The organism is Kitasatospora sp. NPDC040550 (genome assembly GCF_055594965.1).
The window spans coordinates 1-26851 of sequence record NZ_JBVIWC010000051.1; the positions used below are offsets into that span (position 1 = coordinate 1).

The 26851-nt window shown below is 74.9% G+C and carries 21 protein-coding genes; 16 read left to right on the top strand and 5 right to left on the bottom strand.

What is annotated here, in order from left to right:
* Positions 1 to 90: 90 nt before the first annotated feature.
* Both ACZ58X_RS39530 and ACZ58X_RS39535 read right to left on the bottom strand, forming a co-directional pair.
* A complete protein-coding gene (locus ACZ58X_RS39530; RefSeq protein WP_470338402.1) occupies positions 91 to 1038 on the bottom strand; it encodes an aminoglycoside phosphotransferase family protein in 948 nt (315 codons plus the stop codon).
* A gap of 301 nt (positions 1039 to 1339) precedes the next feature.
* Complete coding sequence (locus ACZ58X_RS39535; protein WP_470338418.1) at positions 1340 to 2281, bottom strand: ferritin-like domain-containing protein; 942 nt, start codon at positions 2279 to 2281, stop codon at positions 1340 to 1342.
* A 304-nt stretch (positions 2282 to 2585) separates the two neighbouring features.
* Here ACZ58X_RS39535 and rimP point away from each other — a divergent pair, with 304 nt between their 5' ends.
* The 10 genes from rimP to ACZ58X_RS39585 all read left to right on the top strand — a co-directional run bounded on the left by rimP (position 2586) and on the right by ACZ58X_RS39585 (position 15919).
* The gene (gene rimP, locus ACZ58X_RS39540) at positions 2586 to 3125 is read left to right on the top strand and encodes a ribosome maturation factor RimP (RefSeq protein ID WP_380407037.1); all 540 of its coding nucleotides are present in this window, start codon (positions 2586 to 2588) and stop codon (positions 3123 to 3125) included.
* Between the two features lie 53 nt (positions 3126 to 3178).
* Positions 3179 to 4171: a transcription termination factor NusA gene (gene nusA / locus ACZ58X_RS39545; RefSeq protein ID WP_470338403.1), complete on the top strand. Its 993-nt coding sequence runs from the start codon at positions 3179 to 3181 to the stop codon at positions 4169 to 4171.
* Positions 4172 to 4276: 105 nt separating this feature from the next.
* The gene (locus tag ACZ58X_RS39550) at positions 4277 to 4570 is read left to right on the top strand and encodes a YlxR family protein (protein ID WP_470338404.1); all 294 of its coding nucleotides are present in this window, start codon (positions 4277 to 4279) and stop codon (positions 4568 to 4570) included.
* Positions 4571 to 4801: 231 nt separating this feature from the next.
* A complete protein-coding gene (infB, locus tag ACZ58X_RS39555) occupies positions 4802 to 7948 on the top strand; it encodes a translation initiation factor IF-2 (protein ID WP_470338405.1) in 3147 nt (1048 codons plus the stop codon).
* A 135-nt stretch (positions 7949 to 8083) separates the two neighbouring features.
* Positions 8084 to 8380 carry a DUF503 domain-containing protein gene (locus tag ACZ58X_RS39560; protein WP_030289887.1) on the top strand — a complete coding sequence of 99 codons (297 nt, stop codon included), beginning with the start codon at positions 8084 to 8086 and terminating at the stop codon, positions 8378 to 8380.
* A gap of 153 nt (positions 8381 to 8533) precedes the next feature.
* Complete coding sequence (gene rbfA / locus ACZ58X_RS39565; protein ID WP_387936145.1) at positions 8534 to 8974, top strand: 30S ribosome-binding factor RbfA; 441 nt, start codon at positions 8534 to 8536, stop codon at positions 8972 to 8974.
* Positions 8975 to 8976: 2 nt separating this feature from the next.
* A complete protein-coding gene (locus ACZ58X_RS39570) occupies positions 8977 to 10080 on the top strand; it encodes a DHH family phosphoesterase (protein ID WP_470338406.1) in 1104 nt (367 codons plus the stop codon).
* 44 nt (positions 10081 to 10124) lie between these two features.
* Positions 10125 to 11054 carry a tRNA pseudouridine(55) synthase TruB gene (truB, locus tag ACZ58X_RS39575; RefSeq protein WP_470338407.1) on the top strand — a complete coding sequence of 310 codons (930 nt, stop codon included), beginning with the start codon at positions 10125 to 10127 and terminating at the stop codon, positions 11052 to 11054.
* 238 nt (positions 11055 to 11292) lie between these two features.
* Positions 11293 to 14913 carry a serine protease gene (locus tag ACZ58X_RS39580; protein ID WP_470338408.1) on the top strand — a complete coding sequence of 1207 codons (3621 nt, stop codon included), beginning with the start codon at positions 11293 to 11295 and terminating at the stop codon, positions 14911 to 14913.
* Between the two features lie 64 nt (positions 14914 to 14977).
* Complete coding sequence (locus ACZ58X_RS39585) at positions 14978 to 15919, top strand: bifunctional riboflavin kinase/FAD synthetase (protein WP_470338409.1); 942 nt, start codon at positions 14978 to 14980, stop codon at positions 15917 to 15919.
* A gap of 74 nt (positions 15920 to 15993) precedes the next feature.
* Here the strand turns inward: ACZ58X_RS39585 and ACZ58X_RS39590 are convergent, their stop codons facing one another.
* The 3 genes from ACZ58X_RS39590 to eccE all read right to left on the bottom strand — a co-directional run bounded on the left by ACZ58X_RS39590 (position 15994) and on the right by eccE (position 20484).
* Complete coding sequence (locus tag ACZ58X_RS39590) at positions 15994 to 18183, bottom strand: MinD/ParA family ATP-binding protein (RefSeq protein ID WP_470338410.1); 2190 nt, start codon at positions 18181 to 18183, stop codon at positions 15994 to 15996.
* 130 nt (positions 18184 to 18313) lie between these two features.
* Positions 18314 to 19081, bottom strand: a complete 768-nt coding sequence (locus ACZ58X_RS39595; protein ID WP_375896051.1) for a hypothetical protein — start codon at positions 19079 to 19081, stop codon at positions 18314 to 18316.
* On the bottom strand, positions 19081 to 20484 hold the full coding sequence (eccE, locus tag ACZ58X_RS39600; RefSeq protein WP_470338411.1) for a type VII secretion protein EccE: 1404 nt from the start codon (positions 20482 to 20484) through the stop codon (positions 19081 to 19083). The genes ACZ58X_RS39595 and eccE overlap by 1 nt, the downstream gene beginning before the upstream one ends.
* A gap of 211 nt (positions 20485 to 20695) precedes the next feature.
* Here eccE and ACZ58X_RS39605 point away from each other — a divergent pair, with 211 nt between their 5' ends.
* The 6 genes from ACZ58X_RS39605 (at position 20696) to ACZ58X_RS39630 (ending at position 26718) form a co-directional block, all read left to right on the top strand.
* Positions 20696 to 22459: a type VII secretion protein EccB gene (locus tag ACZ58X_RS39605; RefSeq protein WP_470338412.1), complete on the top strand. Its 1764-nt coding sequence runs from the start codon at positions 20696 to 20698 to the stop codon at positions 22457 to 22459.
* A 183-nt stretch (positions 22460 to 22642) separates the two neighbouring features.
* Positions 22643 to 22945, top strand: coding sequence for a WXG100 family type VII secretion target (locus tag ACZ58X_RS39610; RefSeq protein ID WP_470338413.1), 303 nt, complete (start codon positions 22643 to 22645; stop codon positions 22943 to 22945).
* Between the two features lie 99 nt (positions 22946 to 23044).
* Entirely contained in the window at positions 23045 to 23338 is a 294-nt protein-coding gene (locus ACZ58X_RS39615) for a WXG100 family type VII secretion target (protein WP_470338414.1), read from the top strand.
* A gap of 104 nt (positions 23339 to 23442) precedes the next feature.
* Positions 23443 to 24675, top strand: a complete 1233-nt coding sequence (gene mycP, locus ACZ58X_RS39620; RefSeq protein ID WP_470338415.1) for a type VII secretion-associated serine protease mycosin — start codon at positions 23443 to 23445, stop codon at positions 24673 to 24675.
* Between the two features lie 125 nt (positions 24676 to 24800).
* Entirely contained in the window at positions 24801 to 25343 is a 543-nt protein-coding gene (locus tag ACZ58X_RS39625) for a SigE family RNA polymerase sigma factor (RefSeq protein ID WP_470338416.1), read from the top strand.
* 79 nt (positions 25344 to 25422) lie between these two features.
* The gene (locus tag ACZ58X_RS39630; protein WP_470338417.1) at positions 25423 to 26718 is read left to right on the top strand and encodes a hypothetical protein; all 1296 of its coding nucleotides are present in this window, start codon (positions 25423 to 25425) and stop codon (positions 26716 to 26718) included.
* Positions 26719 to 26851 lie beyond the last annotated feature (133 nt).

Here is a 26851-nt window from a genome sequence, read left to right on the forward strand (position 1 = left end):
GCCGATGCTCCGCATGGACTCCCTCCTCCGCCTTGCGATGCACGCACCCCAACGCCGCACGCTGATCCGACGCGAATTGTCAGACACGCCCTAGTCGGAGAGGTGACCGGCGAACTCCAGGTGGAGTTCGGCGTCCTCGCGGCGGCCTGTGGTCAGTGCGCGCAGGGCCAGGTCGACGGCGCGGAACAGGGCCCAGCCGCGCAGGCGGTCCCGGTCGACGTCCAAGGCGTCGGCGAGTTGCTGGAGCCTGCGGCGGACCGCGGCCGGGGCGCCGGGGGAGCCGATCAGGGTGTCCGCGCGGTCCAGCGCGAGCCGGGCCAGGTCGTAGGCGCGCTCGCCGGTCAGCGGGCGGGGGTCGATGGCCAGCCAGGGGGCGCGGTCGGCGGCGAGCACGTTGCCGTGGTGGAAGTCGCCGTGCAGCAGGAGGTTCTCGTCGGCGGAGGCGGTCAGGGCCCGGGCGGTGGCGAGGGCCTCGTCGATGAGGGGCTGGGCGGCGGCCGCGGCGGGGTGGGTGCGGTGCTCTGCGAGGCGGGCGGCGGTGTCCGTGACCCGGTCGGCGAGGGTGGGCAGTGCGGGTTCGCCGGGCAGTGCGGGTTCGGCGGGCGGCTCGACCCAGAGGCGGTGCAGCAGGCTGGTGGCCTCCAGCATCGCCTTGGGCTCGGCGAGGGAGCGCAGCGGGATGTCGCCGTGCAGGCGCTCCAGGAGGAGGACTCCGGCGGCGGGGTCGGCGTCGAGCAGCAGGACGGCGCCGCGGCCGGCCCAGTGGGTGAGCGCGGTGTGCTCGTGGGCGGTCTCGGGGGTGACCAGTCCGGCCTTGAGGACCGCGGGGGAGAGGTCGTCGCGGTGGACGTACGCGATCAGGCTGAGGCTGCCGCCGGGGTCCAGGGTGCGTTCGAGGGTGAGGTTCCAGCGGGCCAGGTGGGTGGTGGCCGTGGCCGGCAGAGCGGCGAGCCATCGGCGGCCGGGCTCGCCGTGGGTGGCGGTGACGGTGGTCGTCAGCCAGGTGGGGGCGGTGATCTTCGGGGCGGGTCCGGACATGGGTCCATTGTCGCCGCCGGGGGTGTGGGGGGCCGCTGCGCGGGGCTGGGGTGTGGGGGTGGGCTTTCGGGAGGGTGGGTGGGTCCGGGGGCGGTTCCGGGGGTGGGTGCTCCGGGGGCTGGGTGATTTTCGGACCGCCGACTCTCATCGGGGGGTGTTGGGCGCCGTTGGCGGTCTGAAAATCACCCGTCACGCCCCTCTCCGCACCCACCCCCTCCACCGCCCCCTCCCGCAGCGCGTCCCTCTCGCCTGGGGCGGGTGGGAGGTGGGTGGGGGGTCGGTGTGGGTGGGGTGGTGGGGGTCAGCTCTGGGTGGGGAGGGGGGCGGGGATGCCGGGGAAGGGGGTGTCGGGGGCGCCCCAGCGGTGGGCGCGGAGGGTGCAGTCGCGGAGGGCGGTGGCTGCGGTGGGGCGGTGGGGCGTGGGGAGGTCGGCGACCAGGTCGGCGTAGACGGTGGTGAGGCTGGTCTCCAGGTGGGCGGCGAGCTTGGAGGCGGTGGTGGGGTCGGTGACGGGGAAGGGGAGGCGGTAGCCGGCGGCGGCGGGGGTGGGGGTGGCGCCGAGGGTGGTGATGAGGCGTTGCCAGGCGTCGCGCTGGGACTGGTGGGCGGCGTAGGCGGTGCGGGCGTCGGTGCGTTGCTGGTCGTCGGGGAGGCGGGCGCCGACGATGCCGTAGCCGTAGACGGCGGCGTGTTCGGCGCTGAGGGCCTTCTGGAGGGCGGGGATGGCTGTTCCGGGGGTGGGGGTGCTGCTCGGGGTGGGGGTGGTGGCCGGGGTGGGCTGGTCGGTGGGGGCGCCGAGGGCCGTGGCGTGCAGGGCGTTGGCGGCGGACACCGAGGCGAGCAGGCGGGCGAGGGGTGGGCGGGCGGTGGTGAGGTCGGCGAGGTGGGATTGGGCGGTCTGGTGTTCCAGGGTGGCCAGAGCTGCCGGGGTGGTGGTGCTGGGGGTGGTGGGGGTCGGGGGGATGGAGGTGGTGGGCAGGCCTTGGGCGAGGGCGGCGCGGTGTTGGACGGTTTCGGCGCGCAGGGTCTGCAGCAGGGGGGCGCGGTCGCCGGGGGTGGTGAGGAGGGTGTCGTAGGCGGCCAGCAGGGTGTCGGTGGCGGCGACGGCGCGCAGGCGGACGGGGTGGTCGGTGTCCGGGCCGGAGTCCTCGGGGGTGGGAGCTGTGGCACCGTCGGTGGTGCAGGCGGTGGTCAGGGTGATCAGTCCGAGGGCCAGGAAGGTCCGTCGGCTGGGCGGCTGCATCGGGGTCACTCCGGAGCGGGTACGGGAGGGCGGCCTCCCCTGCCTGCCCTCGGTGGCCTGAATCTTCGCAGAACCCCCACGATTGCGGGTGGTGCCGGGGGGTTCGGTGCGGTGGGCGGGGTGGTGTGAGCTTGCTCGCAGTGGGTGGCGTGCGACCGGTCGGGGGAGGTCCGGAATCGGTGGTTCGCGGCTTCACCGGCTAGGCTTTGGGCCGAGCTGCCGTGACCCGGTGTGCGCCCCGTGGGGCGCGGAGGGCACGGGGCGACCTCTGACAACAGCAGACGCGGCCGAGGAGTCCACCCGGATGAGCACCACCCACACCGACCGGCTGCGCGCGTTGCTGGAGCCGCTGGCCGTCCAGGCCGGACTGGACCTGGAGGACGTCAAGGTCACCAAGGCGGGCAGCCGTCGGCAGGTGCAGATCGACGTCGACACCGACGGCGGCGTGGACATGGACGCGATCGCCGAGTTCAGCCGGGTGGTCGGCGAGGCCCTGGACGCCTCGGACGTCATGGGGGACGAGCCCTACCTGCTGGAGGTCGGTTCGCCGGGTGCGGAGCGCCCGCTCGAACTGCCCCGGCACTGGCAGCGCGCGGAGGGGCGGCTCGCCAAGATCCACCTGGTCGACGGCGGGGAGCTGGTCGCCCGGGTGCTGGAGGCGGACGAGGACGGCGCGCTGGTCGAGGTGCAGCCGGTGAAGGGGCGCGGCCGTCCGAAGGAGCGCCGTCTGGAGTACGTCGAGGTGGCGCGGGCCCGGGTCCAGGTCGAGTTCAACCGCAAGGACGACGAGCAGCTCCTGGACGAGGCCGCCGACTTCGACGAGGGGGACGACGGCGCCGAGTGATCCGGCCGCCGTACGACCATCATGAACGTGACGAAAGACGAGGAGGCGTAGCCGTGGACATCGACATGAGTGCCCTGCGCACGCTGGTCAACGAGAAGAACATCCCCTTCGACCTGCTGGTCGAGTCCATCGAGTCCGCCCTCCTCACCGCGTACCACCGCACCGAGGGCTCGCGCCGTCGCGCCCGGGTGAACCTGGACCGCAAGAGCGGCCACGTCACCGTGTGGGCCATGGAGGACCCGGCGGAGCTGGACGAGGGTGTCGAGCCGAAGGAGTTCGACGACACCCCGAACGGCTTCGGCCGGATCGCGTCCAGCATCGGCATCCAGGTGATGATGCAGCGCCTGCGCGACGCCGCCGACGACCAGACCTTCGGCGAGTACGCGGGCAAGGAGGGCGACATCGTCACCGGTGTCGTCCAGCAGGGCAACGACCCGAAGAGCGTGCTGGTCGACATCGGCAAGCTGGAGGCCATCCTGCCGCCGCAGGAGCAGGTCCCGGGCGAGGACTACCGGCACGGCACCCGGCTCAAGTGCTACGTCGTCGCGGTGCGCCGGGGTGTCCGCGGGCCGTCGGTGACGCTGTCGCGCACCCACCCCAGCCTGGTGAAGAAGCTCTTCGCGCTGGAGGTCCCGGAGATCGCGGACGGCAGCGTGGAGATCGCCGCGATCGCCCGTGAGGCCGGCCACCGCACCAAGATCGCGGTCTGGTCGCGCCGGGCCGGGCTGAACGCCAAGGGCGCCTGCATCGGTCCGATGGGCTCCCGGGTTCGCGCCGTGATGGGCGAGCTGCACGGGGAGAAGATCGACATCGTGGACTGGTCCGAGGACCCCCGCGAGATGGTCGCCGCCGCGCTGTCCCCCGCGCGGGTGACGAGCGTGGAGATCGTGGACGCCGCCCAGCGTTCCGCGCGGGTGATCGTGCCGGACTACCAGCTGTCCCTGGCGATCGGCAAGGAGGGGCAGAACGCCCGTCTGGCCGCCCGTCTCACGGGCTGGCGGATCGACATCCGGCCGGACACCGAGGGTCAGGCCGAGCCCCAGTAGTGAAGGTGCAGGGGGCCGAAGCCCGCTGGTGAGCGTTGTTCCTGTCGTCCCCGTCGGTCCTCCGGGATCTTCGGGGCGGCGCCATGTCCCTTCGGAGGGGTAGACTTGCCTTCGTCTGGCCGGACGCACGTCCGAGCACGCCCGGAACGCACCTGCGTGGGCTGCCGCAAGCGAGCGGCCAAGCACCAGCTGTTGCGTGTCACGGCGGTCGAGGGCGTCTGCGTCCCTGATCCCCGTGGCGCACTACCGGGCCGGGGCGCTCACCTGCACCCCGATCCGGCCTGCCTCGACCTCGCGGTCCGCCGTCGGGCGTTCCCCCGGGCCTTCCGCCTCCAGGGATCGCTCGACACGGAGCGGCTCCGCGGGTTCATCGAGGAGCGGGCGGACGGAGCCTCCTGAGGCGGGCCGCCACCCGTGACGGCCGCCGCTCACCGCGGCGGAGAACCACCGCAACAAGCACAGCGCTCGGGCAGCCGCGCGCCGTGCCACCAGTCAGGTACCTCGCGATGTGGAAGTAGGTCGAGATTGCGATGAGCACTCGATGAGTACGCGATGAGTACGCGATGGGTACGCCCATGAAGTAGCGACAGTCCGGCGGACGAGACCCCCGGACTCATAGACAGGAGTGAAGTGGCTAAGGTCCGGGTTTATGAACTCGCCAAGGAGCTTGGCTTGGAGAGCAAGGCCGTCATGGCCAAGCTCACCGAGCTCGGTGAGTTCGTCCGTTCGGCGTCCTCGACGATCGAGGCGCCGGTCGTGCGCAAGTTGACTGACGCGCTTGGTGTGGCCCCCACTGGTGGTGCTGCCAAGCCTGGCCCGCGGAAGCCCGCGGCGCCCCAGCCCGCGGCAGGCGCCGCGGGTGCACCCAAGCCGGGTGCCCCGACCCCGGGTCCGCGGCCTGCCGCGACCCCTGGTCCCCGTCCGACCCCGGCCGCCGCGGCTCCCGCCGCCCCGGCCGCCCCCGCGGCTCCGGCCGCTCCCGCCGCCACCCGTCCGGGTGCGCCGACCCCGGGCCCGCGCCCGGCCGCGCGTCCGGCCACCCCGGCGGCCCCGGCCGCTCCCGCGGCCGAGTTCTCCTCGCCGGCTCCGGCCGGTGCCGACGCCCCGCGTCCGGCCACCCAGGCCCCGCGCCCGAGCGGCCAGGCCTCCGGCGGCGCCCGTCCGGGCCCGCGTCCGGCCGGCCCGCGTCCGGGCAACAACCCGTTCACCTCGGGCAGCGCGACCGGCATGGCCCGCCCCGGCGACCGCCGTCCGGGCGCGCCGGGTGCCCGTCCGGGTGCCCCGGGCGCGCAGGGCGGCGACCGTCCGCGTCCCGGTGGCGACCGTCCGCGTCCGGCCGGTGCTCCCGGTGCCGACCGTGGCGCCCCGCGTCCGGGCGGCGACCGTCCGCGTCCGGGTGGCGCTCCCGGTGCCGACCGTGGCGCCCCGCGTCCCGGTGGCGACCGTCCGCGTCCGGGTGGTGCGCCGGGTGCCGGTGCTCCGCGTCCCGGTGGTGCCCCCCGTCCCGACGGCATGCCGCGTCCGGCCGGTCCGCGCCCCGGCGCGCCGACCCCGTCGGGCATGCCGCGTCCGAACCCCGGCATGATGCCGCAGCGTCCGGCCGGCCCGCGTCCGGGCCCCGGTGGCCGTGGTCCGGGTGGCCCCGGCGGCCGTCCGGCCGGTCCCGGTGGCGGCGGCGCCCGTCCGGGCTTCCAGGGTCGTCCGGCCGGTCCGGGCTCGCGTCCGGCCGGTGGCGGCGGCTTCGGCGGTCCGCGTCCGGGTGGCGGCGCCCCCGGTGGTGGCGGCGGCTTCGGCCCCCGTCCCGGCGGCTTCGGCGGTCGTCCCGGTGGCCCGGGTGCCCGTGGTGGCACGCAGGGTGCCTTCGGTCGTGGCCCGGGCGGTCGCCCGGCTCGCGGTCGCAAGTCGAAGCGGGCGAAGCGCCAGGAGTACGAGGCCATGCAGGCCCCGTCCGTCGGCGGTGTGATGCTGCCTCGCGGCAACGGCCAGACCGTTCGCCTGTCGAGCGGCGCCTCGCTGATGGACTTCGCGGAGAAGATCAACGCCAACCCGGCCGCGCTCGTCTCCGTCATGTTCAACCTCGGTGAGATGGTCACCGCGACCCAGTCGGTCTCCGACGCCACGCTGCAGCTGCTGGCGGACGAGATGGGCTTCCAGCTGGAGATCGTCAGCCGGGACGACGAGGACCGCGAGCTGCTGGAGTCGTTCGACATCGACTTCGGTGCCAACGAGGGCGACGAGGACCAGCTGGCCCCGCGCCCGCCGGTCGTCACCGTCATGGGTCACGTCGACCACGGTAAGACCCGACTGCTGGACGCGATCCGCAAGTCCAACGTGGTGGCCGGCGAGGCCGGTGGCATCACCCAGCACATCGGTGCCTACCAGGTGGCGACGATCGTGAACGGCGAAGAGCGCCCGATCACCTTCCTCGACACCCCGGGTCACGAGGCGTTCTCCGCCATGCGTGCCCGTGGTGCCAAGTCCACCGACATCGCGATCCTGGTGGTCGCGGCCAACGACGGTGTCATGCCGCAGACGGTCGAGGCGCTCAACCACGCCAAGGCCGCCGGTGTGCCGATCGTGGTCGCCGTCAACAAGATCGACGTCGAGGGCGCCGACCCGACCAAGGTCCGCGGCCAGCTGACCGAGTTCGGCTTGGTGGCCGAGGAGTACGGCGGCGACACCATGTTCGTCGACATCTCCGCGCGCCAGGGTCTGAACATCGACCAGCTGCTGGAGGCCGTGGTCCTGACCGCGGACGCCTCGCTCGACCTGCGTGCCAACCCGCACCAGGACGCGCAGGGTATTGCGATCGAAGCCCACCTGGACAAGGGCCGCGGCGCCATGGCGACCGTCCTGGTCCAGCGCGGTACCCTCCGCGTCGGTGACTCGATCGTCGTGGGCGACGCCTACGGCCGCGTCCGCGCCATGCTGGACGAGAACGGCAACAGCCTCGCCGAGGCCGGCCCGTCCCGCCCGGTGCTGCTGCTCGGTCTGACCTCGGTGCCCCGCGCCGGCGACAGCTTCATCGTCGTCGACGAGGACCGCACCGCCCGCCAGATCGCCGAGAAGCGCTCGGCCCGCGACCGCAACGCCGCCTTCGCGCAGCGTCGGGTCCGGGTGTCCCTGGAGGACCTGGACAAGGCCATCGCCGCCGGCTCCATCGAGCAGCTCAACCTCATCATCAAGGGTGACGTCTCCGGTTCGGTCGAGGCCCTCGAGGACGCCCTCGTCAAGCTGGACGTGGGCGAGGAGGTCGAGCTCCGGGTGCTGCACCGCGGCGTCGGTGCGATCACCGAGTCCGACGTCGACCTGGCGATGGGCTCGGACGCCATCATCATCGGCTTCAACGTGCGCGCCGAAGGCCGTGCGCGCGCCGCGGCCGACAAGGAAGGCGTGGACGTCCGGTACTACTCGGTCATCTACCAGGCGATCGAGGAGATCGAGAACGCCCTCAAGGGCATGCTCAAGCCGGAGTACGAGGAGGTGCGCCTCGGCGCCGCGGAGATCCGCGAGGTCTTCCGCTCCTCCAAGTTCGGCAACATCGCCGGTGTCCTGGTCCGCGACGGCATCATCCGCCGCAACGCCAAGGCCCGCCTGCTGCGCGACGGCAAGGTCGTGGCGGAGAGCCTCACCATCGAGGGTCTGCGCCGCTTCAAGGACGACGCGACCGAGGTCCGCGAGGGCTTCGAGGCCGGTGTCACCCTGGGGTCGTTCAACGACATCAAGGTCGAGGACATCATCGAGACCTACGAGATGCGCGAGAAGCCGCGCGCCTAGTCGGTGTCAACCGGGGCCGGTCGACGGGTGGTATTTCCGTCGACCGGCCCCGGTCTCGCTGTGTAGGGTCCTGGGGTGTCGGCCGGTTCCGCGCCGACATCCCGAGGCCTTCCAGGTCGGCGAGACCTGTCATACATGTTCGTGGGAACACTCACCTTCGACCTGCTGCTGGGCGACGTCCACTCGCTCAAGGAGAAGCGTTCGATCGTGCGGCCGATCGTGGCCGAACTGCAGCGCAAGTACAGCGTGTGCGCTGCCGAGACCGGGAACCAGGACCTGCACCGCCGGGCCGAGATCGGCCTCGCGGTGGTCTCCGGCGAAGCCGGGTACGTCACCGAGGTCCTGGACAGCTGTGAGCGGTTGGTCGCCGGCCGCCCCGAGGTGCAGCTCCTCTCCGCGAGGAGGCGCTACCACAACGACGACGACGAATGAGGACCGTGGAGCCGGCCGGCGGAAGTCGCCGTTCTCACACGGATCAGGACCGAGAGCGCCCGCAAGGCCGGGCGCGGGCCGGTACTTTGGGGCGTGGGCCCCGACGGGTGCGCAGCTCTCCCGGGTACCGGGCCCATTGCACGAGGAGGCAACGTGACCGACACCGCTAGGGCGCGCAAGCTCGCCGACCGCATCCAGGTGGTCGTCGCCCAGACCCTGGAGCGGCGGATCAAGGACCCGCGACTGGGGTTCGTGACCATCACCGACACCCGGGTGACCGGCGACCTGCGCGAGGCCACCGTCTTCTACACCGTCTTCGGTGACGACACCGACCGCGAGGCCACCGCGGCCGCGCTGGAGAGCGCCAAGGGCGTGATCCGCTCCGAGGTCGGCAAGATCGGGGTGCGCTTCACCCCGACGCTGACCTTCGTCGCGGACGCGCTGCCGGAGAACGCCCGGAACATCGACGACCTGCTCGACCGGGCCAAGGCCATCGACGCGGCGGTGCGCACCACCGCCGCGGGTGCGACCTACGCCGGCGACGCGGACCCGTACAAGGTTCCGGCGTCCGAGCGTGACGACGAGGACGAGTAGACATGGCGGGTGAGCCGGCGCAGGCCGCCTCGCGAGCCGGATCGACCACGGGGGCGTCCTCCACCAGCACGGTGGAGGGTGCCCTCGCGGCGCTCCCCGGCCCGCGCGCCGAGGAGAGCGGCTTCGAGCTGATCTGGCAGCAGGTGGTGGCGGAGATCGGGCGCGCCCGCTCGATCGACCTGATCTGCCACATCTGCCCGGACGGCGACGCGCTGGGCTCCTCGCTGGCGGCGGCCCTGGCGCTGCGCGCGCTCGGCAAGCAGGTGCGGGTCTCCTTCGGCGACGACCCGCAGATCGTGCCCGAGTCGCTGGCCTTCCTGCCCGGCCAGGAGCTGATCGTGCCGGCCTCCGAGGTGCCGGACGTGCCCGAGCTGGTGCTCTGCTTCGACGTCGCCGCGCAGAGCCGGCTGGGGCTGCTGCACGACAAGGCCTTCGCCGCGCCCGTCCTGGTGGTGTTCGACCACCACGCCTCCAACCCGGGCTTCGGCACCCACCAGTTGATCGACCCGACCGCGCCGGCCACCGCCGTCCTGGTGGACGAACTGCTGCGCCGGCTCGGCGTCGAGCTCGACCAGGAGCTGGCCACCTGCCTGTACACCGGGGTCGCCACCGACACCGGCTCCTTCAAGTACCGGGCGACCACGCCCGCGACCCACGAACTCGCCGGGCGGCTGCTGGCCACCGGCATCCGGCACGACCTGATCTCCCGGCAGCTGTGGGACACCTCCTCCTTCGGCTACCTCAAGGTGCTCGCGGCCGCCCTGGACCGGGCCGTCTACGAGCCGGAGGCGGCCGAGGGGCTGGGTCTGGTGTGGACCTGGGTGCCCTACCAGGACCTGGCGCTGTTCAGCGTCACCGTCGAGGAGATCGAGGGGCTGATCGACATCCTGCGGCGGCCGGCCGAGGCCGAGGTGGCCCTGGTGCTCAAGCAGGACCCGGACGGCACGCTGCGCGGTTCCTCCCGCTCCAAGGGCGCGGTGGACGTCGCCGCGGCCTGTGGTGAACTGGGCGGCGGCGGGCACGTCTTCGCGGCCGGCTTCTCCGCCCGGGAGGACGTCGCCGCGGTGGTCGAGCGGTTCCGGGGCGCGCTGCGGCCACTCCACTGACCTTCCCGTAGAGCAACTCCCGCACGTTCCAGAGAAAGAACCCGATGAAGCGCAAAGGCACCGGCCCGGACGGCCTGGTGATCGTCGACAAGCCCGAGGGCATCACCTCCCACGGGGTCGTCGCCAAGCTGCGGTGGCTGGCCGGGACCAGGAAGGTCGGGCACGCCGGCACGCTGGACCCGATGGCCACCGGCGTGCTGGTGATCGGCGTCGAGCGGGCCACCCGGCTGCTCGGCCACCTGATGCTGACCGCCAAGACCTACGAGGCGACCGTCCGGCTCGGCCAGACCACCGTCACCGACGACCGCGAGGGCGAGGTCACCGCCTCGGCCCCGGCGGACGGCGTCACCCGGGAGGCGATCGACGCCGGGATCGCGGCGCTCACCGGCGAGATCATGCAGGTGCCGTCGAAGGTCAGCGCGATCAAGATCGACGGCAAGCGCTCGTACGCGCGGGTGCGCGAGGGCGAGGACTTCGAGCTCGCCGCCCGGCCCACCACCATCCACTCCTTCACCGTGCACGAGCAGCGCGCGGCGGTCGCCGAGGACGGCACGCCGGTGATCGACCTGGATGTGACCGTGGAGTGCTCCTCCGGCACCTACATCCGGGCGCTGGCCCGCGACCTGGGCGCCGGGCTGGGCGTCGGCGGGCACCTGACGGCGCTGCGCCGTACCAAGGTCGGGCCGTACGGGGTGGAGTCGGCGCGCACCCTGGAGCAGCTGGAGGAGTCGGTCACCGGCGACTCCGCCACCGGGCTGGAGGTGCTGCCGATCGGGGCGGCCGCGGCGGCCGCGTTCCCGCGCTGGGACCTGGACGAGGCCTCCGCGGAGAAGCTGTCGCACGGCTCCCGGCTCAAGGCGCCCGGGCTGGGCGTGGACGGGCCGATCGCGGTGTTCGGGCCGGACGGGCGCTTCCTCGCGCTGGTCGAGGAGAAGGGCGGCCAGGCGAAGCCGGTCGCGGTGTTCGTCGGCTGAGGCGGCCCTCCGTCGTACCGTAACCCCCGTTGGGAGCCCTCCCGGCGGGGGTTGCGCGTCCCGTCCGGGGTTCCCCCGGCGGGGTCCTTCACCCGAACGGGGGGCGTCACCCGCACGGGGGAGCGCGCGAGGTGAACCGCCGTGGTGAACGGCGCGGGCGCGGTCGGGGCGCCCCTGCGGGGGGCAGGCTCCCGGCGGCGAGCGGGCGACGGGCCCGCTCGACGGGCGAGGGGGTTCCATGCCGGGGTTTGCGGAGGGCGATCCGGGGCGGTACCTGCTGCGGATCCGCGACCTCAACGGGCGGCTGCACGGCTTAGGGTTCGCCGCCGACCCGCAGGGCTGGGTGCTCACCGCGCACGAGGCCGTGGCGGGCCTGGACCGGCTGGTGCTGCACACCCCTGGCGGACAGACCAGGGTGCTCGGTGCCGACGCGGTGCTGCCGCTGCCCGAGCACGGGCTGGCGCTGCTGCGCACCGACGCGGTCGGCGGGCTCCCCGTCCCGCCGCTGCCGGTCGCCGCGGTGGGCGCCGGGCACGAGGTGCTGCTGCCCGCCCTGACCGGCGAGGAGGGCCGGGCGGTGGTGCTGCGCTGCGGACTGCTGGGCGTCGGCGGCGCCGCGTACGGCGGGCACCTGCTGGCCGGGGTGCCGGTGCTGGACGTGCCCGCGGTGGCCGGGGTCGTGGTGCCGGCCGGCTCACCGGTGCTGGACGCCCGCAGCGGGGCGGTGGTGGCGCTGGCCGCGCCCGCCCTGCGCGGGCCGCAGTACGGGGGAGCGCAGTACGGCGGGGCGGCCGCCATCGGGCCGTACGGCGGCGCCCTGTGGGCGGTGCCCGCCGGGGGCGGCGCGGTGGTCGCGCCGGCGCTGGCCGAACTGCTGGCGCGCAACGCGGCGGCGGTGCCCGGGTACGGCCCGGCGCTGAACCTGGCCGGGGTGCTGCGGCTGACCGCCGCCCAGCTGGCCGCCGCCGGGGCCGGGCCGGGCCGGGTGGCCGGGCTGGCCGCCGACCGGGTGGACCGGCCGGACGGCCTGGCCGGGGACGAGCCGGAGGCGACCGTCATCGCCCTGGTCGGCGCCCCCGGCAGCGGCCGCTCCACCGAACTCGCCGCACTGGCCGCCCGCCGCTGCGACGGCGCCCGGCCGCTGCCCACCCTCTGGCTGCGCGGCGCCGACCTGCGCGCCGAGGACCGCTCGCTCGCCGAGGCGGTGGAGCGGGCGCTGGCCGCCGCCGCGGCCGAGCTCGACACCCCGGCGCCCGCGCCGGAGCCGGTGGCGGCGCTGTGCGCGGCGGCCGGGCGCCCGCTGCTGGTCGTCCTGGACGGCCCCGAGGAGGCCCCGGCCGAACTGGACCCGCGCTGGCTGCGCGGCGCCGGGCAGTGGCTCACCGGCTGCGGGGCACGCCTGCTCACCGCCTGCGGCGAGGAGCTCTGGGAACGGCTGGTGGCCGAGCCCTGGGGCAGCGGCGCCGGTGCCGTCCCCCGTCCGGCCGAACCGGGCCCGAACGGCGACCTCGCCAGCGCCCCCACCGTCCGGATGGACGGCGGCGGCCCCGGCACCCCGACCCTGGCCGGGCACCGGCTGGGCCCGCTGCCCGCCGAGGCGGCCGAGCGGGTGCGCCGCCGCTACGGGCTGCCGCCCGGCCGCCCGGCCGCCGCCGCGGACGCCCGGCACCCGCTGGCCGTCCGGCTGGCCGGCGAGCTGTGGGCACAGGGCCTGCACGACGGGCCGGCGCTGCGCAGCGAACTGTTCGGCGCCCACCTGGACCTGCGCTGCCTGCGGGTGGCCCAGCGGCTGGCCGAGGACGGCCGGCCGCGCAGCCCGGGCGCCCACCGCCGGGGCGCCGCCCGGCCCGCCGGGCCGCGTCGGGGCCGGGTGCGCCGGCTCGCGGCGGCGGTGGCCGGACGGGTGCACGAGGCGGCCCGGCGGATGCTCGGGGAGGAGCCGGGCGCGCTCGGCCGGGCGGCCTTCCAGGAGCTGTTCCCGGTCGACGGCGGCTGGGCCACGGCGGTGCTCGCCGAGGGGCTGTTCGTCCCCGCCGGGCCCGGCTTCCGCTTCGCCCACGGCGAGTTCGCCGACTGGCTGCAGGGCCGGCACCTGGACCTGGACGCGGCGCTGCGGATGCTGCTCGGCGAGGCCGAGGACACCCCGCCCGGGCCGCAGGGCCCCGCACCGGCCGTCCCCCGGCACCGGATCGGCCCGGTCACCGCCGCGCTGCGCCGGGTCGCCGAGACCTGGGGCGCGACCGCCCTGGACCCGTGGCTGCACCGGATCTGGCGCGCGCTGGACCTGCGCCCGCCCGGCAGCGAACCCGCCTGGTGGGCGGCCCGGTTGCTCACCGCCGGACTCGCCGCCAGCCCCGACCCGGCCGAACACCTGGCGCTGCTCCAGCAGTTGGCCCGCCGGACGGCCGAACGGGCGGCCACCGCGGGCGGTTGGGAGGCGGTCGACGGCCTGAACCGCTTCGACCCCGCGTTCTGGACCGGTCTCGGCCTGCCCGTCGAGGCCGAACTCGCCCTGCTGCGCCGCCTGGTGGCCGCCGACGGCCCGGAGCGGCAGTTCCTCGCGGCGACGGCCGAACGGCTGCGCGCCGACCCGGTCGCGGTGTTCCCGCTGCTCTGCGCCTGGTTCGACGACCCGGCCGGCCTGCCGGGCCGCCCGGGCCGTACGGTGGCGGACCTCGCCCACGACCTGCTGTACGCCCACCGCCGCGCCGCCCTGGACGAGTTGGCCGACGTGCTGGCCGACGCCGCGCACCCGCGGGCGGACGCGCTGCTCACCGTGCTCGCCGCCGAGGAGCCGTCCGCGCTCTGCCGCGCGGTGGACCGCTGGAGCCACGACCGCCGGCCCGAACGGCACGTCGCGGCCGCCGTGCACGCGCTGCGGACCGCCCCGTACGCGAGCGGTGCCGGGGCCGAACTGCTGCGCTTCACCGCGCTGACCCTGCTCGCCCGCGAGGACGAACCGGCCCTGCACGGCGCCGCGCTGGCCCTGCTGGTCGCCGACCCGGTGACCCGGGCCGGGCACCTGGACGCCGCGCTCGCCCTGCACCGCGCGGGCGGTGACGCCTTCCTGACCGCGCGCGCCCTCGCCCCGGCCCTGGAGAGCGACCCGGAGCCCGTGCTGGCCGCGCTCGCCGACGCCCTGGCGGGGCCCGGCGCGGCCCCCGCCGAGACCCTGCGGGTGCTGGCCGACGCCCGTGCCCCGGTGGCCGCCCGGCGCAGCGCCGACCTGGCCGCCCGGCTGCTGCGCCGCCATCCGGCGCTGGCCGGGCCGGTCGCCGTCGACTACCTCGGCCGTCGGCTGGGGCGGGCCGCGATCGACGGGCCGGCCGCCCGGCTGGAGCTGCGGGTGCTGCTCGGCGGCGTCCTGGCCGCCCCCGCGGCGGCGGTCCGCACGCCCTTCGCCGAGGCGCTGTCCGTCCCGGTGGCGGACCCGGCGGCGGACGCGCTGCGCTGCGAGCTGCTGGACACCCTGCTCGCCACCGAGGTCGACCGGGCGGTGCTCACCGCGGCCGTGGAGCGCCTCGCCGAGCACTGCGCGGCCGAGAACCCGGCCCGGGCGCGCGCGGTGCTGGCCCGGGCGGTGCCGGGGCTGGCGGGCGCGGACGAGCTGCTGGTGCGCTGCGCGGGGCGTTCGGCGGCCTTCGCCCGGCTGCTCGCCCGGTGGCCGACCGACGCCGCCCCGACCGCCCCGGACGGGCCCCGGCTGGCCCGGATGCGGGCCCTGGTGGCGGCCGGCCGGGACGCCCAGTACGCCGCCGCCGAGGCCGAGCGGACGGCGGCCGTGCGGGCCGTCCGCGCGCCGGTGCGCCCAACCCCCATTCCGGTGCCTGAGCCGGGGCAGGCGCATGGCACGCTATAGGGGTTCGGTTGTGAGCGTTTGAGCGTGCCGAGGGCACGCACCGTACGGAACAAGGAGCAGTCGGGTGCAGCGCTGGCGTGGCCTGGAGGAGATCCCCGGTGACTGGGGACGCAGCGTCGTCACCATCGGCTCGTTCGACGGGGTGCACCGCGGGCATCAGCTGATCATCGGGCGGGCCGTCGAGCGGGCCCGTGAACTCGGCCTCCCCTCGGTCGTGGTGACCTTCGACCCGCACCCGCGCGAGGTGATCCGCCCGGGCAGCCACCCGCCGCTGCTCGCGCCGCACCCGCGCCGGGCCGAGCTGATCGCCGAACTCGGCGTGGACGCGGTGCTGGTGCTGCCGTTCACCACCGAGTTCTCCCAGGAGTCCCCGGAGACCTTCGTCCGGCAGGTGCTGGTGGACGCGCTGCACGCCAGGGTGGTGATCGAGGGCCCCAACTTCCGCTTCGGGCACCGGGCCGCGGGCGACGTCGCGCTGCTCGCCGAGCTGGGCGGGGCGGACGACTTCCAGGTCGAGGTGGTGGACCTCCAGGTGTCCGGCACGGCCGGGGACGGCGAGCCGTTCTCCTCCAGCCTGACCCGCCGCCTGGTCGAGACCGGGGACATGGCCGGCGCCAACGAGGTGCTCGGCCGCCCGCACCGGGTCGAGGGCGTGGTGGTGCGCGGCGCGCAGCGCGGCCGCGAACTCGGCTACCCGACCGCCAACGTGGAGACCGTGCCGCACAGCGCCGTCCCGGCCGACGGCGTGTACGCGGGCTGGCTGACCGCTGAGGGCGAGCGGATGCCGGCGGCGATCTCGGTCGGCACCAACCCGACCTTCGACGGCACCGCCCGTACCGTCGAGGCGTACGCCATCGACCGGGTCGGGCTGGACCTGTACGGGCTGCACGTGGCCGTGGACTTCCTGGCCTACCTGCGCGGGATGGAGAAGTTCGACTCCATCGAGGCGCTGCTGGACCGGATGGCCGACGACGTCAAGCGCGCCCGGGAGCTGACCGAGGCCTGAGCCCTCCCCGGCCGCCGCTGCCGGGGAACGCCGAAGGGCCCGCCGACGTCGAGTCGGCGGGCCCTTCCGTTTCGTCACTGCGGGGCGCCGGGCTGCTGCGGCCACGGGGTGCCGGGGGCGGGGGGCTGCTGCGGGTAGCCGTACCCGGGCGGGGGCGGCGGGGCCTGGCCGGGCTGCGGCGCCCACGGCGCGCCCGGGGCGGGCTGGCCGGGGTAGCCCTGCTGCTGGGGGTCGGCGTACGGCTGCGGCCGGCCCGGCTGCTGGTAGCCCGCCTGTGCCTGCTGCTGCCAGCCGGCCTGCTGGGCGGCCGCCTGCTGGGCCCGGGCGATGTCCTCGCCGACCAGGGTGGCCAGCTCGAAGTACGCCTCGCGGACCTTGGGCCGCATCATGTCGAGGTTGACCTCGGCGCCGGCCGCCAGGCTCTCGTCGAAGGGCACCACGATGACGCCGCGGCAGCGGGTCTGGAAGTGCGCGACGATGTCCTCGACCTTGATCATCTTGCTGGTCTCGCGCACCCCGGAGACCACCGTGATGCTGCGCTGCACCAGGTCCGCGTAGCCGTGCGCGGAGAGCCAGTCCAGCGTGGTGGAGGCGCTGGAGGCGCCGTCCACGCTCGGGGTGGAGACGATGATCAGCTGGTCGGCGAGGTCCAGCACCCCGCGCATCGCGCTGTACAGCAGACCGGTGCCGGAGTCGGTCAGGATGATCGGGTACTGGCGGCCCAGCACCTCGATGACCTGGCGGTAGTCCGAGTCGTTGAAGGTCGTCGACACGGCCGGGTCGACGTCGTTCGCCAGGATCTCCAGGCCCGAGTTGAGGTCCTGCGAGGTGAACTGACGGATGTCCATGTAGCTGCGCAGGTGCGGGATGGCCGTCACCAGGTCGCGGATGGTCGCGCCGGTCTGGCGCTTGACCCGGCGGCCCAGGGTGCCGGCGTCCGGGTTGGCGTCGATCGCGATCACCTTGTCCTGGCGCTCGCTGGCCAGGGTCGCGCCGAGCGCGGTGGTGGTCGTGGTCTTGCCGACACCGCCCTTGAGGCTGATCACGGCGATCCGGTAGCAGCTCAGCACCGGGGTGCGGATGATCTCCAGCTTGCGGGCCTTCTCGGCCGCCGCGGCCTTGCCGCCGAACTGGAACCGCGGCTGCTGGCGCTGCTGCTTGGGCTGGCTGCGCAGCAGCCGGTCCGAGGACAGCTCGACGGCGGCGGTGTAGCCGAGCGGCGCCCCGTGAGCGGTCTGCTGCGGGGCGGCGGCCTGCTGGAACGCGGCGGGCGGCGGCGTGGCCGCGCCGCCCTGCGGCGGCCAGGGCTGGGCGGGGACGGGCTGCTGCGGCTGGCCGGGCTGCCCCGGGTAGGGCTGGCCGGGGTGGGGCTGGGGCTGGGCGGCGGCCGGCTGCTGGTAGGCGCCGGGCTGCGGCCAGCCGCCCTGGCGCGGGTCCACCGGAGCGGGCGGCGCGGGCTGCGGCTGGACGGGCTGCGGCTGCGCGGGCTGCTCCGGGTAGGGCTGGCCGGGGTGGGGCTGGGGCTGGGCGGCGGCCGCCTGCTGGGCGGCCCAGGCGGCCTGCGGGTCCCAGCTCAGCTGCGGGTCCAGCGGCGCCGCCGGAGCGGTCGGGCCCTGGGGCGGCCCGGGCTGGGCCGGCGGCTGCTGCGCGAACTGCTGCGGCGGCACCGGCGGACCGGGCTGCGCGGGCTGCGCGGACGGTACGGCCTGGGCGGACGGTACGGGCTGCGGCAGCGGCGGGGCCGCCGGGTACGGCTGCGGCACGCTCGGCTGGGCCGGTGCCTCCGCCGCCGGCGGCCAGGGCTGGGCGGCGACCGGCGCCTGCGGCTGCTCCGGCGTCACGGCCGGGGCCGCCGCCGGGAAGGGGACGTGCTGCGCCTCGGCCTGCACGGGCGCGACCGGCGGCACCGGGGCGGCGAGGGACGCCTGCTCGGCCGCCGGGGCGGGTGCGGGGGCCGGGGCGGGGACCGGGGCCGGGGCCGGGTCCGGTGCGGGAGCCGCGAGCGGCTGGGGAGCAGGGGCGGGCTGGGGTGCCGCGGGTGCCTGGCCGGCCGTCGGCACCGGGGCCGGTGCGGGCGCGGCCGACTCCGGCGTCGGAGCCCCGGCCGCCGCGGCGTCAGCCCCCGGGGCCGGCGCGGCGGGCGCCGCCGCCGGGCCCGACTGCACGTACCAGGACGGGGGAGTGTAATCGGGCGCGTCGGACCAGTCGTCGTCGTCCTCCGCCGCGTTGTCGCCGACGTAGACGCCGTCCCGATCGCTGCTCACTAGGGCTCCCTCGTGTTCGCCGCCGCTTGTTCAGCGGTGCCGTTGCCGCAACAAAGACTAGGCCGTTCGGCTGCCCCTGTTGAAGGCGGCTTCGGTTCCGGACCGGGAACGACCGGCCCGGACGCGCCCCTCAGTCCATCCGGCGCGGGCCGCCGAGCACCTGCTGTTCGGCCTGGCCGGCCACCGTCCGGACGTACTGGCGCCGCATCCGGGTGGCCCACAGGGTGAGGTCGTCGCCGAGGCCGGGCAGCGCGGCCACGTCCTCCGGCGGCAGCGACAGCACCCGGCCGACCACCTCCGCCTCCTGGGGCATGATCCGCTGCACCCCGACCAGGTCGGCCGCGTTGAGCACCCGGGAGGCGTTCGGGCCGAGGTAGGGCAGCAGGGTCAGCGTGGTCTGCCAGGGGGCGGCGGAGAGCCGGGTGCGCGGCGGGCGGGCGCCGAGGTCGCGCACCACCAGGACGGGCGAGGCCACCGAGGCGCCCTGCGGGCCGAGCCGCCCGACCTGGTGCACCGTCACGCACGGCTGGCCGCCGCCGGCGGCCTGCGCCATCGGCCCCCAGAGCTGGGCGCGGGCGGTCTCCACCGCGACCCGGGCGCCGATCGCGGCCGCGCGCAGCGCGATCACCTGCGCCGTCCACACACCGCCGACCAGCACCAGGTCGTACGCGCTGGGGCGGAACAGGCCGAGCACCGCGGGCAGGCCCTGCGGGTCGACGCCGATCACCACGCCGTCGTCGCCGACCGGGAAGGCCAGCGCCGCCAGGTCGGCGGCCTCCAGCACGTGCTTCTCCCGGCGCGGTCCGCGCAGCCCGAAGCCGGGCAGGATCCGCGGGCGCGGCCGGCGCTGCTCGGTGCCGGGCGTCGGACCGGGGGCGGGGTAGGTCTGGTACGCCATCAGGACGTTCCTCCCAGCGGCAGGGTGGCGAGCATGCCGGGGGCCTGTTCGAGGTCGAGCCGGACCAGTCCGAGGCCGGTGCTCTGCGCCCGCGCCTCCAGCTGGCGGCCGATGTCGCCGACCTCGTCCTCGCTGCGCCCGGTCACCCGCAGGTGGCCGCTGACGGTGACCGAGCCGCCGGTGCCGTGCCCGGCGGTGAGGCTGAACGTGCTGGCCAGCGCGGGGGAGCCGGTGATCAGGTTGACCAGGTCCGGGGCGCCGATCCGGCCGGCCGCCCCGCCGGGGCGGGTCAGCTGCGGCCAGCGGGAGATCCAGTAGGTGCTGTGCCAGCGGTCGTCGATCCGCCAGAAGCGGTTGCCCTCCTGGGTGCGGCGGGTGGTGCCGCCGCCGCTGCCGGTGCCCTGGCGACCGGCCACCGCGATCGGGTTGGCGCAGGTGGCGATGGCGAGGGCGGCGATCAGTTCGCGCTCGTCCAGCACGGTGGCGTTGAACCCGGCGCTGTTGAGTCGTCCGGCCAGCTGGTCGGTGACCCGCTGGAGGGCCTTGCGGGCGCCCTCCTCGCCGCCGCCGCGGGCCCGGACGGCGGTGGCCGCGCGCTCCGGGTCGAGCTTGAGGGCGACCCAGGTCAGCCGCAGGCCGGGGGTGGCGGTGCCGTCGGGCAGTTCGCGGTAGCCGCGGGCGGCCAGCGACTGCTCCGGCACGTGCTGGGCCGGGGCGGGCTGGGTGTGCTGGACCAGTTGCACCGACTCCAGGGCGATGTCGTCCACGGTGAGCGCCGAGCAGATCACGTCCAGCGGCAGCGGCAGGGCGGTGCGCACCGGGCGCAGCGGCTGGTCCTTGGCCTGGACGAGCAGCACCGAGCTGAGGAAGGTGCCGTCGCCGACCATGCCGGTCTCCCGGCGGACGGGGCGGCCGCCGAAGTCGGCCTCGGTGGCGTGGGTGCAGGTGCGCAGTGCCGGTTCCAGCTCCAGCGCGGGCGCCAGCGCCGGGTCGGTGCCGGGCGGCGGCAGCAGCGACTTCGCCTGCTTGCGGCGGGACTTGAGGGCCGAGCGGACCCGCAGCAGGTCCGGGACGGTGCGGCCGCGCAGCGGGACGACCGCCAGCACCAGCAGGACCAGCGAGACCGCGCCGAAGCCGGCCGCGACCGGTCGGCTGATCGTCCAGCCGACCGCGACCAGGGCGACCGCGACCTCGACCAGGACCAGCTGCTGGAGCTTCAACCGGCCGCCGAGCAGCCCGGGTCGGGGGTTGACGCGCACCTGGACGGGGCCGCCCTCGCCGCCCGTCGGCGGCCGTCCGGCCGCGGCCCCGGCGGGCGCGGCGCCGCGCCGGGCCCGCCCGGACCGGTGCGACCTTCCGCCGCCCGCGTCGGCACGGCGTTCTGGAGCGGTCTGGCTTGGCATCCCCCGATGGCCCTCTCTGATCCGTTGCCGCGGCCCGGCTGGCTGGTTCGCGGACCGTACCCGTACCGTACTCACCGTCTGCTGCCGCATCGTAGAGGGTTCGGGCCGGATCCCGCCCGGCGGGTGCGGGCCACGGGCAGGTCGGGCCGACGGGAGGCCGGGCACCGCCGGCACGGCGCCGGCACACGTCTGACAGAGGGGGACGACGAGGATGGCATCGCGCCGGGACGAGCTCAACGCGTACACCTTCGCCCGCAAACGCACGGTGGGGGCGTTCCTGCTGCCCTCCGGCGGCGGCAGTGACGAGGACGCGCCGCGCCCGGTGAAGGCGGTGCTGCCGAGCGTGCTGGTGGGGGCCGTGGTGGTGGCCGGGTTCGGGCTCTGGGGGGTGTTCAAGCCCGCCGCCCCGCTGCAGTGGGACAGCGGCAAGAACATCATCCAGGGCAAGCAGTCGACCACCCGCTACGTGGTGCTGACCGACCCGGACGGAAAGACCAAGCGGTTGCACCAGGTGCTCAACATGTCCTCGGCGCGGCTGGTGCTGCCGGTCGATGCCAAGGTCGTGGTGGTGGACGACGGGGTGCTGGACCGCTACCCCAACCACGGCCCGACCATCGGGATCCCGTACGCCCCGGACAAGTTGCCGGGCAAGGACAACGCGAACCAGGCGATGAAGTGGGCGGTCTGCGACCGTCCGGGGTCGGACGACAAGCGGGAGACCGTCAACCAGGCGGTGTTCGTGGCGGCCGGGGCGGACGCGGCGGCGCTGTCCGCGAAGGACCGGATGCTCGGCCCGGACCAGCTGATGCTGGTGCAGCAGGCCGACGACCAGCAGGTGTCGACCGGCTCGGCGGCGGGCCAGGCGGTGGCCAGCCTGTTCCTGGTCGACGCGCAGGGCCGCAAGCACCCGATCGGGCCGAAGTCCGACGACAAGGAGCGCAAGGCGCTGGTCACCGCGGTCTTCGGGCCCAACGCGGTGCCGCAGCGGGTGAAGCGGGAGTGGCTGGACACCCTGGTGCCCGCGAGCCCGATCGTCTTCCCCGACGTCAAGGACATGGCGGACAGCCAGGGCTCCAACTCGAACGTGGCCCTGGGCAACGCGGCGGACCGCCGGATCGGCCGGCTGGTGCACTACCAGGACCGCAACTACGTGGTCGGCAAGGACGGCCTCTTCCTGATCACCCCGTTCCAGGCGGAGCTGATCCGGCAGAACCCGGCCTACCAGATGCTCTACAAGTACGACCAGGACAAGCGGCCGCGCAGCGACGAGATGACCCCGGACGACCAGTCCAGGTTCAACACGGACGTACGGCTGCCGAACACGCCGGACGACTGGCCGGTGAAGTCCGGTGCGCCGGTGAACAACTGGACGGACCGGCAGGACCCCCGCCAGGTGGTGTGCAGCACCTTCGACGGCATGGCCGAGGACGGCCGCACGCCCAAGCGCAGCGTCTGGGCGGGCACCTCCTACCCGGCGGCGTACAACAACGGCGCGGGCGCGGCGTACGTGACGCCCGGCCACGGTCTGTTCTACCGGGCCGTGGACAACGCGGCCGCTGCCGCCGCGACGGCGGCCGCCAATGCGAACGGCAACGCCAACGCCAATGCCGGTGCGAACGGCAACGCCGGTGCGAACGCCAACGCCGGTGCGGCCGACGGCTCCGGCACCGACTTCCTGATCACCGAGACCGGCCTGCGCTACTCCGTCCCGGCCAACAGCGACGGCGGCCACGGCCCCAGCCCGTCGGCGTCGGCCGGCGGTGCGCCGAAGGCGGCGACCCCGGCGCCCGGCGCCCAGAACCCCGGCGCGGGCGGCCAGCCGACCCAGAACCCGGACGACCAACCCGGCGGGAACCAGGCGCGGTTGGGCTACCAGAACGTCCAGCCGCTGCCGGTGCCCAAGGAGTGGTCGAACCTGGTCCCGGCCGGCCCGCCGCTGACCGCGAAGAGCGCCGCGCAGCCGCAGAACGCCTGATCGGCCAAGCCCGGCAACGGAATTGGCCCCAGTGTCATGGTCTGGTAACTAGTGGGCGCTCGATGTTGGGCGAGTTGCGTGTGCCGACTACAGTGCTGCTGGACATCACACGGGTGATGCGACGGCGGGGCCCCGGGGGGCCCTGCGTACACACAATGTTTGTCTCATGGGGGATGGTGGAGCATGAGTGACGGCCAGTTCACGGTGACCGCGCAGGAGATGACGGACTTCGCCGGGAAGATCGAGACGGCCATCGGCCAGATCGAGGCGGAGCGCAAGGCGCTCCAGACCACGGTCGACAACATCACCAGTGGCTGGAAGGGCCAGGCAGCGGACGCCTACAAGGTGCTGCAGGGCAAGGTCAACACGGACGTCGACGAGCTGCGCAAGTCGCTGACCGCGATCAAGCACGCCATCGAGCTGACCACCAAGCACTACGCGAGCGCGGAAGAGGAGCAGAAGGCGCTGTTCGGCCCGCAGGGCTGAGCGTCGAAGAGCTGACCAGCACTCTGTTCCGACCGTCCGTTCGACGGGGCGCCCGCGGCTGAGCGCCGGGTGCTCCGCATCCTCGTCAAGGGAGACATTGTGACCGACCACATCCTCGTCAATTTCCAGACCCTCCACCAGGCGTCGCAGGACGTGCAGAACTCGGCCAACAAGATCGAGGGCATGCTGTCCGACCTGCGCAAGGAGGTCACCAAGATCTCCCAGGGCTGGCAGGGCCAGGCCCAGCAGGGCTACAACGCCCAGCAGGCCAAGTGGGACTCCGCCGCCCAGGACCTCAAGGACACCTGCGCCAAGATCTCCGGTTCGCTGGAGAGCGCCGCGCAGAGCTACAACGCGACCGAGAAGAAGAACGCCGGTCTCTGGCAGCAGTAGTCGACCGACCGTCCCCGGACGGGAACGACAGGGGCGGGCGCCCGGCAACCGGGCGCCCGCCCTTCGGCGCGCGGCACGGGGTGGCGAACATGAGGGGTGGCAGGGTGTCCGGACGCGGGATCCGCAGGACGGCCGCGGCGCTGGCCGCGCTCACGGTGCTGGGCGGTTCGCCGGCCGCCCCCGCGCACGCGGACGGCGGGCCCGGGCTGGCCGCCGCCGGTGACTGCCCCCGGCCGGCGCCCGACGTGCCGACCGTGCCGTGGTCGCTGCAGCGGATCCTGCTCGACCAGCTCTGGCAGGGCGGGGCGACCACCGGCAACGGCGTGACGGTCGCCGTCATCGACACCGGGGTGGACGACACCAACCCGCAGCTGCACGGCAGGGTGGACGTGGGGCCCAGCCTGCTCATCGACAAGCAGAGCAACAAGGCCGTCGACGGTACCTCCCTGACCGACACGGTCGGCCACGGCACCAAGGTGGCCGGCATCATCGCCGCCGGCCGCAGCGACCGGACCGGCTTCGTCGGGCTGGCCCCCGACGCCAGGATCTACGCGATCCGGCAGAACGACAGCGCGGGCAACGGCGACGTCTCCACCCTGACCAAGGCCATCAACGACGCGGTCGACAGGCACGTCGGGGTCATCAACATCTCCCAGGACGTGCGCGGCGCGGGCGACGCCCGGTTCGGCGGCTACCAGGAGTTGAAGGCCGCCATCGAGCGGGCCGAGCAGAACAAGGTCGTGGTGGTCGCCTCCAGCGGCAACGACGGCAACGAGGGCGACACCTACCCGGGCGCCTTCCCGACCGTGCTGTCCGTGGGTGCTTCCGACCGCAACAACGAGCGCGCCCCGTTCTCCCAGTACGGCTCCTTCGTGAAGGTCGCCGCGCCCGGTGTCGAGATGCTCTCCACGGTGCCCGGCGGCGGCCAGTGCGTGGACAACGGCACCAGCTTCGCCGCCCCGTACGTCGCCGGGCTCGCCGCGCTGCTGGTCGGCGCGCACCCGAAGTGGACGCCGGCCCAGGTGCGGGCCTGGATCGAGCAGACCGCCCAGCGCACCGAGCGCGGCCCGAACCGGTTCGTCGGCTGGGGCGTGGTGGACCCGGTGAAGGCCGTCACCACGGCGCCGGAGGACCCGCCGTCCGAGCCCGCCCAGGACGCCCCCGTACGGCTGGCCGCGGCCCCGATCGTGCCGGCCCCGGTCGGCCTCGGCGAGACCCAGGCCGACCGCGACGGCCGTACCGCCACCTACGTGGTCGGCGTCGGCGCGCTGCTGGTCGCCCTGCTGATCGGCGGCGGCGTCGTGCTGCGCGACCGGCGCCGCGGCTCCGCCGACTGACCCGCCCGCCCGCGCGGCCCTGCGGGGTCCGGGAAATACCCGGGGAACGCCTGTAACACCGGTGCCGGTCCACCGCATCCATCAAGTGTCGGCGGGGCACACGGACGCGGGGGAGCGACGGGCACATGGGGTGGATCGGGGGCGGCCGGGAGGCCAAGGACGCGGAGTTCCTGGAACTCGTCTCCAGCCGCACCGGGCACCTCTACCGCTCGGCCTGTCTGCTCACCAGCGGCGACACCCACTACGCCGAGGACCTCGTGCAGGAGGCCCTCAGCCGGATGTACGTGCTCTGGCGGCGCAGTGCCTTCACCGGCGGCCGCCACCGGATCGACAACCCGGCGGCCTACACCCACACCGTGATGGTGCGCACCTTCCTCGCCCAGCAGCGCCGCCGCTCCAGCGGCGAGCGCCCGACCGAGGCGCTGCCGGAGGCGGCCGGGCAGGACGCGGACAGCAGTCTGCGGCTGACCCTGCTGGACGCGCTGGGGCGGATGTCCGCCGCGGACCGGGCCGTGCTGGTGCTGCGCTACTGGGAGGACCGCAGTGTCGAGCAGACCGCCGAGGCGCTGCGGCTCTCCTCCGGCGCGGTCCGCACCAGGACCACCCGGGCGCTGGCCCGGCTGCGCACCCTGCTCGGCGACTCGCTGGCCGAGCTCACGGCCCGCTGAAACGTCCCGCCCACCGGTACGCCCCGCCCACCCCTCATTTCCCCGGCACTTCCGCGACGCAAGGAGACGGTGATCCGCCATGCCCGAGCAGGACAAGTTCGAGGACGATCTCCTCTACGCCCTCACCCGCACCGGTGAGGGATTCCGCCCCGAGCAGGCCGACCAGGCCGGGATGGTCGCGGGCGGGTACCAGCGCGGCCGCCGCCGCTGGCGCAGCCGTTCGACCGCCGCGGTGGTGGGCGGCGCCGCCGCGCTGGCCCTGGTGGGCACCGGAGCGGTGTACCTGACCGGGTCCGGCTCGCCGTCCGGTGTGGCCACGCCGGCGGCCGCCTCCACCGGGGCCGCGTCGGGGAGTGCGGGCACGAGCTCCGCTCTGACCCCGGCTTCGACCGGTACGCCCACCCCGAAGGCGGTCAGCGGCGACGAGGTGCTGGCCGCCTTCCAGGCCCTGCTGCCCAAGGGCCAGGTCACCGACGGCAAGGGCACCGGCACCGAGCCGCCGTCCGGCAAGCCGGGCGGCGGAGTGAACGCGGGCGCCACCCTGCTCTTCGACGACGGCCGGGGCAAGGCCGCGATGGGCATCTCGCTCACCCGGCTGGCGCCGAACGACCCCAACCGGGCGCAGAACGCCTGCCCGGACAAGAAGCTGGTCCCGTACGACGCCTGCTCCAGCACGAGTGTGCCGGGCGGCGGGTCGCTGACCGTCCTCCAGGGCTACGAGTACCCGGACAAGCGGGCCACCACCAAGTGGTGGAACGCCAAGCTGATCGGCCAGGACGGCCGGCAGGTCGAGCTGTCGGAGTGGAACTCCCCGGCCGAGAAGGGCGCGCCGGACAGCCGGCCGGCCCCGCCGCTGTCGCCGGACCAGCTGAGGGCGATCGTCACCGACAAGTCCTGGGACCCGGTGATCGCCGCGATCCCGGAGCCGAAGCCGGTCCCGGTGCGCGACACCTCCAAGGAGTACAGCGCGCAGGAGATCCTGCAGACCGTCGCCGAGCTGCTGCCGAGCGGGCTGGCCGAGACGGAGCCCGGCGGCGACGGCTTCGGCTACGCCAACTTCGTGCTGGACGACGGCAAGGGCAGGTCCATGGTGCAGCTCAACGTGCAGGACTGGAGCGGTGACCGGGGGAACTCCCTGTTCGGCGACGCCAGCACGCTGCCGGACGGCACCAAGGTGGTCGTCCGCCAGGGGAGTGACAAGCCGGGCGTGGGCATGTGGACCGTCGACACCCTGCACCCGGACGGCCTGCGGGTGGTGATCAGCTCGTTCAACAGCGGCACCCAGACCGGCCCGGCGACCCGCAAGGCCCCGGTGCTGACCGATGACCAGATGCGGGCGATCGCCGCCGCCCCGGTCTGGAAGCTGAGGAAGTAGCGCGGGCGGTGCGGACATGGCGGTGCCCCGGGCCTGGGGGGCGGTTTCTAGGGGTCGTTGCAACACGTGGTCGGTTGTCTAGGCCGCGATGAGTTTATGCAGGCGCTCGGCTGGGGTTTCCCAGCCGAGCGTT

Coding starts and splice junctions, on each gene's coding strand:
- ACZ58X_RS39570 (WP_470338406.1), top strand. CDS start 8,977: ATGGCGGGTGAGCCGGCGCAGGCCGCCTCGCGAGCCGGATCGACCACG.
- ACZ58X_RS39625 (WP_470338416.1), top strand. CDS start 24,801: ATGGGGTGGATCGGGGGCGGCCGGGAGGCCAAGGACGCGGAGTTCCTG.
- truB (WP_470338407.1), top strand. CDS start 10,125: ATGAAGCGCAAAGGCACCGGCCCGGACGGCCTGGTGATCGTCGACAAG.
- rimP (WP_380407037.1), top strand. CDS start 2,586: ATGAGCACCACCCACACCGACCGGCTGCGCGCGTTGCTGGAGCCGCTG.
- ACZ58X_RS39610 (WP_470338413.1), top strand. CDS start 22,643: ATGAGTGACGGCCAGTTCACGGTGACCGCGCAGGAGATGACGGACTTC.
- ACZ58X_RS39535 (WP_470338418.1), bottom strand. CDS start 2,281: ATGCAGCCGCCCAGCCGACGGACCTTCCTGGCCCTCGGACTGATCACC.
- ACZ58X_RS39595 (WP_375896051.1), bottom strand. CDS start 19,081: ATGGCGTACCAGACCTACCCCGCCCCCGGTCCGACGCCCGGCACCGAG.
- ACZ58X_RS39605 (WP_470338412.1), top strand. CDS start 20,696: ATGGCATCGCGCCGGGACGAGCTCAACGCGTACACCTTCGCCCGCAAA.
- eccE (WP_470338411.1), bottom strand. CDS start 20,484: ATGCCAAGCCAGACCGCTCCAGAACGCCGTGCCGACGCGGGCGGCGGA.
- ACZ58X_RS39630 (WP_470338417.1), top strand. CDS start 25,423: ATGCCCGAGCAGGACAAGTTCGAGGACGATCTCCTCTACGCCCTCACC.
- ACZ58X_RS39530 (WP_470338402.1), bottom strand. CDS start 1,038: ATGTCCGGACCCGCCCCGAAGATCACCGCCCCCACCTGGCTGACGACC.
- ACZ58X_RS39580 (WP_470338408.1), top strand. CDS start 11,293: ATGCCGGGGTTTGCGGAGGGCGATCCGGGGCGGTACCTGCTGCGGATC.
- ACZ58X_RS39560 (WP_030289887.1), top strand. CDS start 8,084: ATGTTCGTGGGAACACTCACCTTCGACCTGCTGCTGGGCGACGTCCAC.